10 protein-coding genes are annotated in these 15,009 nt (G+C 72.0%); 7 read left to right on the top strand and 3 right to left on the bottom strand.

The annotated features are described in order from the left end of the window. The first annotated feature begins 216 nt into the window (after positions 1-216). On the top strand, positions 217-630 hold the full coding sequence (locus E0504_RS21400; RefSeq protein ID WP_112108369.1) for a MerR family transcriptional regulator: 414 nt from the start codon (positions 217-219) through the stop codon (positions 628-630). Between the two features lie 37 nt (positions 631-667). Here E0504_RS21400 and E0504_RS21395 read toward each other — a convergent pair whose 3' ends face one another. Then, positions 668-3,460 (bottom strand): glycosyl hydrolase, encoded by a 2,793-nt coding sequence (locus tag E0504_RS21395; RefSeq protein ID WP_131625749.1) that lies wholly within the window; start codon positions 3,458-3,460, stop codon positions 668-670. Between the two features lie 869 nt (positions 3,461-4,329). Here E0504_RS21395 and E0504_RS21390 point away from each other — a divergent pair. The 5 genes from E0504_RS21390 to E0504_RS21370 are packed head-to-tail and all read left to right on the top strand — an operon-like array spanning position 4,330 to position 9,124. Beyond that, the gene (locus tag E0504_RS21390) at positions 4,330-5,172 is read left to right on the top strand and encodes a sugar phosphate nucleotidyltransferase (protein WP_020458450.1); all 843 of its coding nucleotides are present in this window, start codon (positions 4,330-4,332) and stop codon (positions 5,170-5,172) included. A gap of 50 nt (positions 5,173-5,222) precedes the next feature. Next, positions 5,223-6,632, top strand: a complete 1,410-nt coding sequence (locus E0504_RS21385) for a DUF4910 domain-containing protein (protein ID WP_165938570.1) — start codon at positions 5,223-5,225, stop codon at positions 6,630-6,632. Continuing rightward, the gene (locus E0504_RS21380) at positions 6,629-7,378 is read left to right on the top strand and encodes a 2-C-methyl-D-erythritol 4-phosphate cytidylyltransferase (RefSeq protein WP_131625748.1); all 750 of its coding nucleotides are present in this window, start codon (positions 6,629-6,631) and stop codon (positions 7,376-7,378) included. The genes E0504_RS21385 and E0504_RS21380 overlap by 4 nt, the downstream gene beginning before the upstream one ends. Next, a complete protein-coding gene (locus tag E0504_RS21375) occupies positions 7,341-8,267 on the top strand; it encodes a hypothetical protein (protein ID WP_112108366.1) in 927 nt (308 codons plus the stop codon). The genes E0504_RS21380 and E0504_RS21375 overlap by 38 nt, the downstream gene beginning before the upstream one ends. Then, complete coding sequence (locus tag E0504_RS21370) at positions 8,264-9,124, top strand: SDR family oxidoreductase (RefSeq protein WP_373693922.1); 861 nt, start codon at positions 8,264-8,266, stop codon at positions 9,122-9,124. The genes E0504_RS21375 and E0504_RS21370 overlap by 4 nt, the downstream gene beginning before the upstream one ends. A gap of 60 nt (positions 9,125-9,184) precedes the next feature. Here E0504_RS21370 and E0504_RS21365 read toward each other — a convergent pair whose 3' ends face one another. After that, positions 9,185-10,456, bottom strand: a complete 1,272-nt coding sequence (locus E0504_RS21365; RefSeq protein ID WP_112108365.1) for a glycoside hydrolase family 26 protein — start codon at positions 10,454-10,456, stop codon at positions 9,185-9,187. Positions 10,457-11,221: 765 nt separating this feature from the next. Here E0504_RS21365 and E0504_RS21360 point away from each other — a divergent pair. Continuing rightward, positions 11,222-12,583, top strand: a complete 1,362-nt coding sequence (locus E0504_RS21360; RefSeq protein WP_112108364.1) for a hypothetical protein — start codon at positions 11,222-11,224, stop codon at positions 12,581-12,583. A 669-nt stretch (positions 12,584-13,252) separates the two neighbouring features. Here the strand turns inward: E0504_RS21360 and E0504_RS21355 are convergent. Then, a complete protein-coding gene (locus E0504_RS21355; RefSeq protein WP_112105080.1) occupies positions 13,253-14,845 on the bottom strand; it encodes a lipopolysaccharide biosynthesis protein in 1,593 nt (530 codons plus the stop codon). Between the last annotated feature and the right edge of the window lie 164 nt (positions 14,846-15,009).

The following is a 15,009-nucleotide window of genomic DNA, read 5'->3' as shown; positions in this document are numbered from 1 at the left end:
CCGCCGCGGCGACGGAACCCCCGGATACGGAGCCACCCTGGGCGCGGAGGCGTCCCGGATGCAGCCGTCCCCGGCGAGGTTCCCGGGCGGCGGGGTCGATATGACCAGCCTACGGCAGGGCGTCCGATCGAGATGCGGGCGCCGTGTCACGGATCGACGTACAGTCGTCAGACGCCCGGTTTGCCACCGGCGACAGATGCTGACGTAAGGGTCGACTTGTCCACCACGCGACGCCGTGACGTCCACCAGATCGGTGATGTCGCCGAGCGAGTCGGGCTGTCCCTGCGCACGGTTCGGTACTACGAGGAAGCCGGGCTCCTGATGCCGGTCGGTCGGACGGTGGGCGGCTTCCGCCTCTACGACGACGACGCGGTCGACCGGCTCTTCCTGATCAAGAAAATGAAGCCGCTCGGCTTCACCCTGGAGGAGATGCGCTCCCTGCTCGTGCTGCGCGACGAGCTCGAGGAGGCGGACCTGCCCGCCGAACGGCGCGCCGAGCTCCAGGCCCGGCTGGCCACCTGGGTCGCCCTCGCCGAGGAGAAGCTGATCACACTGCGCGAGCAGGTGCAGGTGGCCGAGGCGTTCGTCGGTGGACTCCACGACGACGCCGGCCGCTCCGGCGCCATCTGACCGGCCGCACGCCGCGGCCCGGGGTCGCGGGTGGGTGTTACCAGAGCCGTTTGTAGGTGTCCGCCGAGCGTGGGTGGCGGTTGGGGTTGAGCAGGGACGAGTGGACGTTGCCCGGGACGTCGTCGCTGAAGTACGCCTCGTAGGCGAGGATGTCCGCGTTGCGCTCGAAGATGCTGTACATCCGCTCGATGTAGACCGGGTTGTCCCCGCCCGCCTGGCCGACGGCACCGGCCTTGGTGTTCTGCTGGCTGACCACACCCCACTCGGGCACCGAGAACAGCTTGTTGTGCCGGCGGGCGAAGCTGATCACCTGGCACAGGCCTTCGGTGGCGTCGCACTGGGCGTCGAAGGCGCTGAGGGTCGGGCTCGGCGGGTACTGGTCGTAGCTGTCGATGCCGATGACGTCGACGTACTGGTCACCCGGGTAGACGGCGAAGGCGCTGCGCGGCCCGTGGGCGTTGATGTTCCAGTCGATGCGGACCTTCGGGCTCGTCGCCTTGATCGACGACGAGGCGTTGCGGAAGCACTGCACGTAGGCCGTCGGGTTCGCTGAGGCCCGCCAGGCGAACCAGTCGCCGTTGAACTCCCAGCCAAGGCGGACGAACGAGTCCCCTCGACCCTCGTTCACCAGCCACCGGCCGAACTGGCGCCATTTCGCGTTGTAGTCACCAGCGGCACAGTCAGTGAGATTTCCCAGCTCCGAGCCCTCGACCGGAAAAAGGGGAACGCTGACGACCAGGGTGCCGGCGAAGTTTGAGAACGTCGACGCGCTGCGGCCGATCCAGGGGTTCACGATCGCGTCCCAGCTGTTCCGGTCCGTGTAGGTGACCACCACGTCCACCGGCCGGCCGCGGAACTGCGCCCACGCCGTCGCCTCCGCCACCGTGTGCGCGGCCACCCCGCTGGGGAAACTCCCCGCGGTCGCCGCCCGCGCCACGCGGGTCACCTGCCCCGATGGCGGGGCGACCGCACCGGATCCGGGGGCGGGCTCGGCCGAGACGGGTGCCGGCGGCGGCACGGCGGCAGGCGAGGGTGCGGCGGACGGAGTCGGCGTGACCGGGGCCGCGTCCACGCTCGCCGGGCTGTTCTGGGCCGGCCCGAGCATCCAGGCGACCAGGGCCAGCACCGCCGCCAGGGCGACCAGGCCCACCGGCAGGTACGGGTGCCGCCCGGGCTTCGCGCCCCAGTGCTCGATGATCCAGTCGGTGACCCGGTGTGGCAGCGATGCGTCGGCCGCCGGCTCGGTCCGCGGCGGCTGCGCGGAACCACGCCCGTCCCGGACGGGGTCGGCGATGGGCAGCACCCCGGTGACGTGCCCGCCGGCGGACCCGGGCCGCGAGCGCTCGGGCCGAGCACGGTCAGGCCGGGCGCGATCGGACCGGGTGCGGTCGGTGGCCGAACGCCGCTGCCGCGGCCGCTCCGGATGTTCCTGCGCCCGCCCGGTCTGCTCCTGCCCCCGCCGCGACCGCTCCGGCTGGTCGTCCGACCGCTGGGCACGCTCCGGGCCGGTCACCGGCCGCGAGGACCGCTCCCGCGCGGCGGTGCCCTCCCCGGGGGCCCGCTCGCGAGCGCCGTCTCCGCGACGGGCCCGCTCCGAGGCCCGCCGATCACGGCCCGGCTGATCGCCCCGCCGATCACGGCCTGGCCGGTCACGTCGGTCAAGGCCCGGCTGGTCGCCGCGCCGATCAGGGTCCGGCTGGTCGCGGGGGGCACGGCCCGGCTGATGGTTCCGCTGGTCACGGCCCGGCCGTTGGCTCCGCTGGTCGCGATCCCCGCGTTCGCGCGCGCCCTGCTCCGGCCGGGACGGCGGGAGGATCATCGTCTCGTCTGCGCGTTCCCCGCCCGGCCGGGTGGGCCTCGGTCCGCCGGGCCGCGGCTCACCTTCCCAGTCTCGCCGCTGGAAATGCTGGGTGGCGAGATCACCGGGCGGCCACGTCGAGGACGGTGACTCCGACGGTGGCGGCGGTGGCACCCGCGAGCTCGGTGCCGAGAACGGCGGTGCCGCCGGCGGCGGGACCCGTGCGGGCGGTGCCGAGGATGGCCGTGGCTCGAAGGGCGGCGGGGTCCACGGGGCGGGACGGGAGGGCTCGCCGGCCCAGTCCGGCTCATCCCAGTGCCCCGCCGCGCCGGGACGCCCGTCCGCGCCGCGGTACGGATCGCGCCCGTGGCCGGACTCGCCGTACCCCGACGTGGGCTCACCGACGCCGCGACCCTCGGGCCGGCCGGGTCCGGACCGGTGCCGTTCAGGCTGACGCTGGCGCTGTTCGCCCTCGCCGGGGCCAGGACGGTCGGATCCGGGGGCGTCCCATCCGGGCACGTCCCATCTGGAGTCGCGATCGCGCCGGGACCCGCTGTGGCCCCGTCCGCGTTGGCCGGACTCGTGGTCATCGGGCCATTCCGCCCCGGACTCGCCGCGCGCCCCGGACTCGCCGCGCGTGGCGGATCCCGGGTAGGCCGGGCCCTCCGGGTAGGGGGCGATCGGCGCGGCCGGCGAACGGCGGCGCGCCGGCCGGCGCCGGGAGGAGAGCATCTCGGGGTCAAAAGGTGAGCCGGGAGCCCTGCCGGTGGCCGGCTGGGCGGGAGGGGCGGGAACCGCGGCCGCTCCAGCGGGCGGCGAGGCGGAGGTGGCGCCGGTGGCGGCCGTTGCTCCGGTGGCCGGGCCGGGCCCCGGAACCTCGTCACCGCGCCGATAGACCCCGATCGACCAGTCGGACGTCGGCCGGGTGCCCGCGGGGCCGTCGTCGACGACCCATTCACCGGTCGGCACGTCGGCCCGGCTCGCGCGGGTCAGATCGGGGCGGCCGTGGCCGTGCCACTCGTCAGGCGGCATGGGATCCACCCCCGAGTGCGTCGTCCCGCCGAACCAGGGCCTGAATCATGTTGAGTCGTTTACTAAAAGTAAAAAGTATGGCCGAGAGCATGGATCTTACCTCCCGGCCGACGTAGAGAAAGACAACGGTATAGGCGCGCCGAGGCCAGCGACCGCGCAGGCCGGGGGATGGACATGGAGACGACGGACCGCGTCCTTCATCCCAGGACATCCGACAAACCGTAACAAGGACGACGCACACCGGTGCCAAAGGGACCGCGGAAGAGCCCTCGCGCACCGGCACTCACGTCAACGTTGACAGAGCCGTCCGGCCGGGTGGACGGGGTCCGACCCGCCCATGCTGACCAGGTACTCCGGGACCGTGGACCGGCACGGAAGGGGCGGTACGGTACCGTTGCCGCGTCGCGCCCGGCGCTCAGGTCGGCGGTTGGCCGCCGTCACGCGCACACGCGATCAACGCGCAGGAGAACACGCGAATACGCGATCACACAACAGTGGACCAGGAAACTCCGCGGACCGACTGGAGGACACCGCACGTCCGCCCCCGACAGGTGACGGGCGTCGCGAGCTGCACATCCTCACGCTCCGGCGGCTGGCGACCGTGCCGGCCGGCAGGAGCCGCGCCGGCCGAGTCCGAGGGGAACCGGGCCCGCCGTCGGGAACGGACGGCCGCACCGGCCAGCGCCCGACGCGGGAGACGACCCCTCCCGCGGCCGGTACGCACCGGCGGAGCCGGTGAGCCGGTACGGCCAGTGGCACGGACCCCGTCACAGCCCCGCACCGGCTCTGCCTCCGGCACCTGGCCCATCCGGCACCGAGCCATCCGCCCCCGGGCCCGCCGGGGCACTGACACGGGAGACGCGACAGCTTTGACCACCGAGACAACCCGAGCTCTCTCGACGGATGCCGCAAGCGTCGACCCGCGCGACATTCCGGTCGTCATCCTCTGTGGCGGCATGGGAACCCGGCTGCGCGAGGCCAGCGAGAAGCTCCCCAAGCCCCTGGTCGACATCGGCGGTAAGCCGGTGCTGTGGCACATCATGAAGACCTACGAGCACTACGGTTTCCGCAAGTTCGTGCTGTGTCTCGGCTACAAGAGCGACCTGATCAAGAACTACTTCCTGGCCTACCGCCAGCAGGTCGCCGACTTCACGCTCAAGCTCGCCGACGACCACACACCGCAGTTCCACAACACCGCCGGCGACGAGGACTGGGAGGTCACCTTCGTCGAGACGGGACTGCTCACCGGGACGGGCGCCCGCCTGCGCCGGGTGGCGCAGTACCTCACCGGCCCCCGCTTCATGATCACTTATGGTGACGGCGTCGGCGCCATCAACGTGGCGGACGTTCTCGGCGACCACATCCGGTCCGGCCGGATCGGCACGGTCACCGGCGTGCGGCCGTCCAGCCGTTACGGCGAGCTGGTCACCGAGGGCAACGCCGTCACGCAGTTCGCCGAGAAGCCCCCGGCGACCGGCTGGGTCAGTGGCGGCTACTTCGTCTTCGAGCGCGAGTTCGTCGACAAGTACCTCGACGATGACCCGTCCACGATGCTCGAGCGCCACCCGCTGCAGCAGCTCGCCCGGGACAACCAGCTCACCCTGCACACGCATGAGGGGTTCTGGATGGGCATGGACACCTTCCGCGACTGGACCGAGCTCAACCAGCTGTGGGACGCGGGCACGGCGCCGTGGCGCGTCTGGGCCGACTGACGGAACCGGACGCCGCTCCCATGAGTACCACGCCCCTGAGTACTGCGCCCATGACCACCGCCGGCATCGACGCGGTCGGGCGCCGCCTGCACGACCTGGTCGCCGCCCTCATGCCCCCCATGCGCTCCATCACCGGCAGCGGGGTGCGGGCCACCCTGGACCTCGTGCGCGCGGCGCTGCCCGCGCAGATCCCGTTCACCGTGCACGAGGTGCCGTCGGGCACGCCCGTGCTGGACTGGACGGTCCCGCGGGAGTGGAACGTCGCCGGCGCCCGGCTGGTCGGGCCGGACGGGCGGGTCGTCGTCGATGTCGCCGACAACCCCCTGCACCTGCTCGGCTACAGCACGCCCGTGCGCGCGAGGATGCCGCTGCACGAGCTGCGCCAGCACCTGTACTCGATGCCGGACCGGCCCGACTGGGTCCCCTACCGGACGTCCTACTACAACGACGCGTGGGGCTTCTGCCTCACCGACCGCCAGCTCGCGGCGCTGCCCGACGGCGAGTACCAGGTCGAGATCGACACCTCGCTCACCGACGGGTCGCTGACCTACGGCGAGATCGTGCTGCCCGGGACCACCGACGAGGAGTTCCTCGTCACCACGCACACCTGCCACCCGGCGATGGCCAACGACAACTCCTCCGGCATCGCCGTGGCCGCCGAGCTGGCGTCCGCGCTGGCCGCGCGGGAACGCCGGTTCACCTACCGGCTGCTGTTCATCCCGGGGACGATCGGCTCGATCACCTGGCTGGCCCGCAACCCGGCGGCGGTCGGGCGGATCCGGCACGGCCTGGTGCTCACCGGCCTCGGTGACCGGGGCACGCCGACCTACAAGCGCAGCCGGCGCGGCGACGCGGTCGTCGACCGGGCGGCGGCGCGCGCGCTCGCCGAGACCGGACGTCCGCACCGGGTCGTCGGCTTCTCGCCCTACGGCTACGACGAGCGCCAGTTCTGCTCGCCCGGCTTCGACCTGCCGGTGGGCCGGTTCGGCCGCAGCCAGCACGGCGAGTACCCGGAATACCACACGTCGGCCGACAACCTCGACTTCGTGACGCCGGAGTCGCTGGCGGACTCGTTCGCCATCCTGAACCGGACGATGGAGATCTGCGAGGCCGACCGGGTCTGGCGCAACACCTCTCCCTACGGGGAGCCCCAGCTCGGCCGGCGCGGGCTGTACCGCTCGATCGGCGCGACGATGAACCGCGCGTCGATCGAGATGGGCCTGCTGTGGGTGCTCAACCTCGCGGACGGCACCCGCACCCTGCTCGACATCGCCGAGCGGGCCGAGCTGCCGTTCGACGCGGTCGCCAACGCCGCGGACGCGCTGGCCGGCGTCGGCCTGCTCACCGAGGACGGCCCGGCCGTCGACTCGCCCGACACCGCTCCCATCGCCGCTCCCGCCACGGTCGCGCCGCCCGGCACCGTCGCCGCCGCGCCGGAACCCGCGGTAGTGATCAGGTGAGTTCGGCGGAATCGGCTCAACCTGCTCAATCGGCTCCCGGCGGGCCGGCCTGGGCGATCGTGCTGGCGGCCGGTGGCGGCACCCGGTTCGGCGGACCCAAGCAGTTCTCCGACCTGGGCGGGCTCCCGCTCGTGGCGCATCCCGTCCGGGCGGCCGCGGCCGCCTGCGACGGGGTCGTCGTGGTGCTCCCCGCGCCCCTGCTCGACCGGTGGGCTCCGCCGGACGGCGTGCGCGCCATCCCCGGCGGCGCCACCCGCGCCGAGTCCGTCCGGGCCGGGCTGGCCGCCGTCCCGGCCGAGGCCGGGGTGATCGTGGTGACCGACGCCGCGCACCCGCTGGCCACCGCCGCGCTGTACCGCTCGGTCGTCGCGGCGGTGCGTGCGGGCGCGGACGGCGCCGTGCCCGGCCTGCCGCTCACCGAGGTCGTCAAGGGGGTCCTGGCCAGCGGCCCGGACCTCGTCACCGGGGCCTCGCTGGCGCGCGAGACGCACCGGCTGGTACAGACCCCGCACGCCTTCCGTGCCGCCGCCCTGCACGCCGCGCACGCGGGCGCGGTCGAGGCCGTGGAGGACTCCGCCATGGTCGCCGACGCCGGCGGACGGGTGGTCGTGCTCCCGGGCGAGCCGGCCAACATCCACGTCACGACGCCGGAAGAGCTCGAGATCGCCCGGCTGCTTCTCATCCACGTCCAGAGCGAGGGGGAACCCGATGAGCACGGTGCTGCTCGACTCAGCGCTGTCCGATGACGAAAGGCGCGCCAAGCTGTACGCGGGCGAGCTGTTCGTCTACTCGCCGCGGCCCAGCACCACGGCATTCGTCGAGTTCACCCGCGAGCTGATCCGGGACGCCTTCGGTGACCTGGACCCCGAGACGGCGCAGCACCACATGCCCGTCGAGGAGTACGCCGCCCTGCTCGCCGACCTGAAGCCGCGTTTCATCCACCACCCGACCTGCAAGGAACTCCTGCCGGCGATGCTCGCCGAGCTGGGCTGCGACATCAGCAAGACCTACTTCGACGTCCCGCGGCTGCGGACGTCCACCAGCGACGACTACCTGACCTCGGGTATCGCCTACGCCTTCCACCCGCACCGTGACACCTGGTACTCGGCGCCGTTCTGCCAGCTCAACTGGTGGATGCCGATCTTCGACATCGTCCCGGAGAACGGGCTGGCCTTCCATCCCCGCTATTTCACGCAGGGAGTCAGGAACAGCTCGCGCACCTACAACTACTACGAGTGGAACAAGACGAACCGCGCGTCGGCCGCCAAGCACATCAAGACCGACACGCGCGTGCAGCCGAAGCCCGAGGAGGAGGTCGAGATCTTCCCGCAGACGCGGGTCGTCGCCCCTCCCGGCGGAATGCTGGTCTTCTCCGGCAACCAGCTCCACTCCTCGGTGCCGAACACCTCCGGCCGCACCCGGTTCAGCATCGACTTCCGCACCGTGCACTACGACGACGTGGTGAACCACGTGGGCTCGGTGAACGTCGACTCCGAGTGCACCGGCACGACGATGCGCGACTACCTGCGCGGCACCGACCTCAGCCGCATCCCCGAGGACATCTGCCTCAGCTACGACACCGCTCCCCCGCTGCCGGACGCGATCCTCGTCTACGAACCCCAGACCACCGCGTGACAGCCGCCGACAAGGACACAGTCCCGCCGGCGGGCCGGGTGGCCGGCGCGGCCGGGAACACTCGCCTGCTGGCCGGCCGGGTCGCGGTGGTCACGGGCGCGTCGAGCGGCATCGGTCGCGCCGTCGCCGCCCGCCTGGCCGCGGACGGCGCGACCGTGCTGGCCCTCGGCCGCGACCAGGCCCGCCTGGACGCCCTGGCCAAGGAGGCCGGCGTGGCCACGACAGACGGCGCGGCCTCCGGCGCCGGGACGCTCGTGCCGGTGCGCCTGGACCTGACCGACACCGCAGCGGTGGACCGGTTCGCCGCGGACACCGCCAGCCGGTACGGCCGGGTGCACCTCCTCGTCCACAGCGCGGGGGGCTACCTCACCTCCCGGGTCGAGGACGCCTCCGTCGACGACTTCGACACCCAGTACGCCGCGAACGTCCGCGGCCCGTTCGCCCTCACCCAGCGCCTGCTCCCCGCCCTGCGCGCGGCGGCATCGGAAAGCGCGCCCGAGACGTCGGGCGCGGCGGAGGAGCCGGGCGCCGACGTGATCGTCATGAACTCGTCGCAGGGGGTCCGGGCGGGTGCCGGCACCAGCCAGTTCGCGGCCACCCAGCACGCGATGCGGGCGGTCGCGGACAGCCTGCGCCAGGAGGTCAACGCCGACGGCATCCGGGTGGTGACCCTCCACCTCGGCCGGACGGCGACGCCCCGCCAGGAGACCATTTTCCTGCGCGAGGGCCGGCCCTACCGGCCCGAGCTGCTGATCCAGGCCGACGATGTGGCGGACCTGGTCACCTACCTGACCCGCCTCCCGCGCACCGCCGAGATCACCGAACTACACCTGCGCCCCGCCAAGAAGAGCTACTGACCCGATCCCCGGAGGCCGGACCGGCTCCGCCCCGGCTGAGCCGCGGGGCGGAGCGGGTGGTCAGGAGGAGCCGGGGTCCCCGGTCAGCGGAGCGGCTCCGGCCGGGGTCGAGGTCCCGGCGCCGGCCTGCGCGGCGCTCACCCGCGGCCCGAACAGCTCGAGGTACCGCTTGGCGCTCTCCGGGTTCGCGGTCGGGTTGTGCAGCGACGAGCCGACGTTCTCGGTCTCGGCCGGTGAGGCGCTGTAGTAGCCCTCGTAGGCCAGGATGTCGCGGTTGGCGACGAACAGCTCGTACATCTTCTCCACGTAGAACGGGTTGTCGCCGCCGCCGCCCGTGGAGCGGACCAGGCCCCACTCGGGGACGGCGAACTGCTTGCCGCGCTCGCGTGCGGCCGCCGCCACCGAGCACGCGCCGGAGGCCCGGTTGCACTGGTTGTTGAAGATCTTCTGCGTGGCCGACGCCGGGTAGGAGTCGTAGGCGTCGATGCTGATGATGTCGACGACGTCGTCGCCGGGGTAGGCGTCCCAGACGTTGTCGCCGTTGGGCATGGTGTCCCGGTGCGCGGTCATGTTCCAGTCGATCTTGACCTGGGGGTCGGTGGACCGCATCGCGGCGACCGCCCGCCGGAAGCAGGTCTTCCAGGCCACGGTGTCGCGAGGATGCCACCAGAACCAGTCGCCGTTGAACTCCCAGCCGAGGCGGACGATCGCGTCCGGCCGCTCGTTACGGATCATCGTGGTGCCGAAGTCGCGCCAGTGGCTGTCATAGTCCCCGCGGGCGCACGCCGCCTCACTGCCGCTCTGCGGGAACAGCGGCTGGGCGACGGAGAGCTTGCCCGGGTAGGTCCCGGGGCGGAAGTCGGACATCGGCCAGTCGGCCTGGGTGATGGTCTGCCAGTTCGTTCGGGCGGTGAAGACCATTGCGATGTCGGTGGGCCGGCCGATCCACTTCTCCCAGCCGGCGAGGTCGTTCGGCGGGTTGGCGTTCGCGCCGGAGACCCAGCTCACGCCGCCGGTGGTCGGATGCGTGGTCGGGGGCTCGTCCTCCCCACCGGTCAGCACGACGATCCCGACCGCCAGCAGGACCACGGCCATCGCCGCGCCGATGCCCCCGAGCAGCAGGCCGCGGCGCCGACGCCCCGGCTGGCCGCCGGCGGGACCCGCCGCCCACTTGGAGCGAGGGCCGCGACGGCCGCCTGCCCGCGGCGACCCGGATGCCTGGACGTCGCCGGCGTGCTGGGCGTCACCGGCGTGGTCGTCGGACGAGTCCCGCGGTGGCCCCTCGCCGGACGAAGAACCTGGGTCGCCGGCATCCCCACGGCGATGTTCCACGCCCCCACCTCCGTCGACGACGCGCCGCCCGCGCCCTGGTGACTGTCTGATGACGTGCGGTCGACGGAGCACCGCAGTGACCGCGATCCCGGTCGTGCTCCGCCCTGGCCACGCCCGCGCCGACGTGGCCACACCGACCTGGCCGTATCCGGCCCGCCGCTAGGCCTGCTCGCTCGCCTCCCGACGAACGGGCGGCACCTGTACCCCGAGGCGATCGGCTCGACCAACGGGCCGGTCACGTCATCGGAGACGTCCGTTTCCTGCCCCCCTGACCGCCCAACGGGGTGCGAGCTCGACCGGTTCCCCGGCGAGGTACGCATCATGGTCAGTTCCTTGTGCCTCTTGCTACTCGCACATTATTCACAGGACCGCTAGATCAATACGACACGCTCCCCCGCAACCACCTGTCGTAACCATGACGCCACGTGAGGTTTACTAACGATACCCGGTGGAGTAGGGCCCGAGCGGCCCACCCGAGAGGGCAATCCGCCCACGGATACACTGTCGCCCCGAGCCGACACCAGACCCTCGGGTGGAAGAACCCCGCCGACCACTGACCCTCCGTCCGCACCCCCGCATGAACCCGGGTCGGACCAACCGGTGGTGTACCGACCAACGGGGTGGGGCCGACCGGCCCCGAGGCGGCCCGGCAGTGCGAGAGCGACCGGCCGTACCCGGTGGACGACGGTGTTGACGCGGTCGTCCCGACCGGGGACGACGGCGCGGGCGAGACATCCGACGCGGCAGAAACGGGGGCGGGAACTGGTGGTCACCACCACCCTCACCACGAGGATTCCACGCTCGTGGGTGATCCCCACCTCGGAGGCCGCCGACCGGCGCCCGGAGAACGCGCGGATCCTCAACACCCTGACGGTCCTGCTGTTCTGCAACATCTTCCTGCAAAGGCTCGCCATCCCCGTGGCGGGCGCCCAGCTCCAGCTCATCCTGCCGATCACCATCGTCGGCGTGATCGTGATGATGAGCCGCGGCGACATCCAGGTGAACGTCGGCCGCCTGCGCGCCTACCTGCTCGCCATGACCGCCTGTTGCGCGGCCGGCCTGGTGTCCTTTCTACGCGAGCTCGACGACACGGCCCTCACCTCACTCATCCTGCTTTTCGGCACCTACATCCCGCTGTGCTTCGGGCTCGCCCCCGCCGACTCGCGCGCGCTGTTCCCCAAGCTGCTCGACCGGTTCGTGAACCTCACGACGATCCTCGCCGGGGTCGCGCTGTTCCAGTTCGCCATCCAGCTCGTGGGCTGGCAGTACACCGACGTCCTGAGCGTCATCCCGGCCGACTTCCGGATGCACGGGTTCAACACCAGCTACCCCGTCCAGTACGGATCGAGTCTCTACAAGTCGAACGCCTTCATCTGCCTCGAGCCGTCCTTCTGCTCGCAGTTCCTCGGGTTCGGCATCGTCGTCTGTGTCCTGCGCAGCGGCAGCTGGTGGCGCTACGTGATGTACGTGCTCGCCCTGCTATCCACGGTCTCGGGTACCGGGGTCCTGCTGCTGGCCGCCGCCCTGGTGCTGCTGTCGGTACACAAGGGCGCCCGGTTCGCCACGACGGCGCTGGTCGGCGTGAGCATCGTCGTCCTCATCCTGAGCTTCACCCCGGCGGCCGATATCTTCGCCCAACGGGCGACCGAGACATCGTCGAACAACTCCAGCGGAAGCCTGCGGTTCGTCCAGCCCTATACCCGCACCTGGGAGGCGCTGGACAAGGATCCACTGACAGTCCTGTTCGGCTCCGGCCCCGGATTCGCCGACCGGGACGCCGCGGCCTTCTACCTGAAGACCAGCCTGCCGCTGAACTACGCCCTCCTCCCGAAGCTGGTACTGGAGTACGGCGTGATCGGGACGGTGGCGTTCCTGGCGTTCGTCATGGCCATGTTCGTACGCGGTTCGCCGTCGTTCGTATTGTCCGGGTCGGTCATCGTCTTCTACAGCATTCTGTCCGGTGGTCTACTGAGCCCGGTGGTCACCGCGCTCGGCATGCTGCTGGTCTCGTGGTTCACCGCCACGCCGGAGGACGAACGCTGGAGTCGAAGCCGGGAGAGCCCCCCGGCCGATCCCAGCTCACCACCACCGCCCGGTCGTCTGACACCGGCCCAGCGCTCCGCCTGAAGCCTGCAGGGGCATCTCCTAGCACTGCGACAGCATCCGGGTGTGTCCTCGTCGTTGGCGGAGCGCCAAGATCGGCTGCGGTTCGGGGTGGTCGCGGTCTGAGCACGTTCCGGTTCCGCGGAACACCAGGATCGACTGCGGCTCGTGGCGGCCGCGCCATCCGAGCCGGCAACGGGCAGAGGGGTGCTGGGGACCACGAAGAAGGCCGGAAGCGATAGATATTCACCCGTTTCCGCGCATGGCCCGCGCGGCCCCAGCCCTGGGCCTACGCTGCCCAGCCCCGCGCCCCGGCCCCGTGCCCCAGCCCCGGGTCAGCGCCGCCCAGGCCCGGCCGGCCCGTGCCTGCGCCGCCCCGACACCTACCCCCGCCGGCCCGCCCCCGCCGGCCTGAGCACGATCGTTTCGGGCGCGCGTATCTCCCCAGCCCGGACCGGCGGGTTCCCGGGCGGAAACAGCGAGGGGCGGGCCGGCCGGGACTCTGCCAAATCCCGGCCAACCCGCCCCTCATTCGGTGCGGTCCAGCATCCCCGCCGCCCGTGGGTCCCGGGCCTTGGGGGGTGGTGCCTCTTGCCGTGCCTGGCGGGGCCTGACCGCCGCCCGTCCTTCGTACCTCGGGGCGGCGGCCGGCCTCTGTGGTGTTTGTGTTGCCTGCTGCCGTCAGTGCCTGACTCAGCGCTTCGCGGGACGCGCGTAGCGGTCCGTCGCCTCGGTGTCACGGGGGGCGCGGCTGGCCGCCTCGCCGCCCACCGGTGAGGCCGAGGTGATCGACTCGACCGCGGCCTGCGGCGAGCCGCGCCCGCCACCCGCGTTGCGTCGCACCGCCGTGCGGCCGTCGTGCACGACACCCACGACCCGCTCGGCCAGGGCCGGCCAGTCGCGCGGCACCTGCTCGAGCTCCTTGAGGTTGGTGTCGGGCGAGGTGATGACGACGACGGCGTCCGCCTGGATCGCCGAGGCGGCGGTCATCGGCAGGTCCGCGAGCGCGGCGGTGACGAGGATGACGAGGTCCACCACAGGCGCGCGGTCGGCCAGGATGGGCGCGAGGCCCCCCGGGCGGGCGGCCCGGGCCGGCGAGACCCGGTTGTAGAGGATGTGGCCGCGGCCCGTCCCCGAGGAGCGGGCCAGGCAGGTCGGCTCGTGCGCCCAGCGGGGCAGCTCGGCCGAGGTGGGCCGGGGCAGCCCCTCCAGCGACGCGCGGACCTCCGACTGCGCCGAGGTGTCGAGGATCAGCACCACGCCCTGGTCGTCCGACCAGGCGGCGGCGACGGCGGCGACCAGCTCGGAGCTGAGGTCCGTCCGGGATGCCGGGGTGAAGGCCACCACCTTGCTGGTGGGTGACATCACCGCCGACATGGCCGATACCAGTGTCTCCGCCGCGTTCGCGCTCGTCCGGCTCGCCGGCAGGTCCGCGATGAGCGGCACGCCCATCAGGTCCGCCGAGTTGTGCGGGTCGAGGATGGTCGGGCGGCGCTGGTACATGATCCAGAGCCCGGCCGCGGAACCGAACAGGCCGAGCAGCGCGGCGACGAGGACGTTACGGAACAGGCTCGGCGCGACCTGACCCTCCGACCGCGACGGTTCGGCGAGCCGGATCGTGGTGGGCGCCGCGGCGACGTTCACACCGGCCTCGGTGATCCGGGTGTTGAGCGCCTTCACCTCGTCCTGGAGCACGAGACGCTGGTTCGTCAGCCCGGGGTCCGATGCCCCGCCTTCCTGGGTCTGGGCCTGCTGGTCGAGGCCCTGGAGCTGGGTTGCCTTCTCGTTCCGGATCCTGGTGAGCGTGTCGACCAACGTCTCGTCACCGGAGCCGGACTTCCCGAGCTGGGAGGTGTAGGCGGCCGTCGCGGCGTTGACGAAGTCGATCGCGGCCTGCTCGCTGGTGCCGGTACCGGTGATCGTGAAGAAGTACCCCTCGTCCGACGGGGTCGTCGTCAGGCGGTCCGCGACGTCAGCCCGGGTGATCTTCAGCTTGGCGGCGATCTCGTCCAGAGTCGCTGTCGAGGTCGCGAGCTGGGCCTGGGTCTGCACGAAGCGGCCCGCGTCGACCGAGTTCGCGCCAAGGGTCTGGTCCGAGGTGTCCAGGAAGATGCGCGAGCTCGCCTGGAACGTCGCCGCCTGCTGCTTGGATATGATCATCGCCAGCGCGGCCAGGATGACCACCGAGATGGCGATCACCATCCACCGCGGCTTGAGGATGCGGATCAGCGACGGGGCAGATGGGGCCCGGCCGGACTCCGTGCCCTGCTGAGAGGAGCGGCTCATGCGGCGCCCGCCTCAGGGCGCCAGGCGCGTGGCGAGGTGCCGGTCAGCCGCAGCTGGGCGAACGCTGACGCAAGCCCTTTGGGCGGCAGGTGAAGCGGAGTCAATTTGGGCCCCCCACAGGAGCGTCCGGCCCGGTCATCGGACCACGGCCAAGATCTGACGGA

This window comes from Parafrankia sp. BMG5.11, assembly GCF_004337455.1.
Note: the sequence above shows the minus strand (reverse complement) of the source record. Positions and strands in the feature narration are given on the sequence as shown.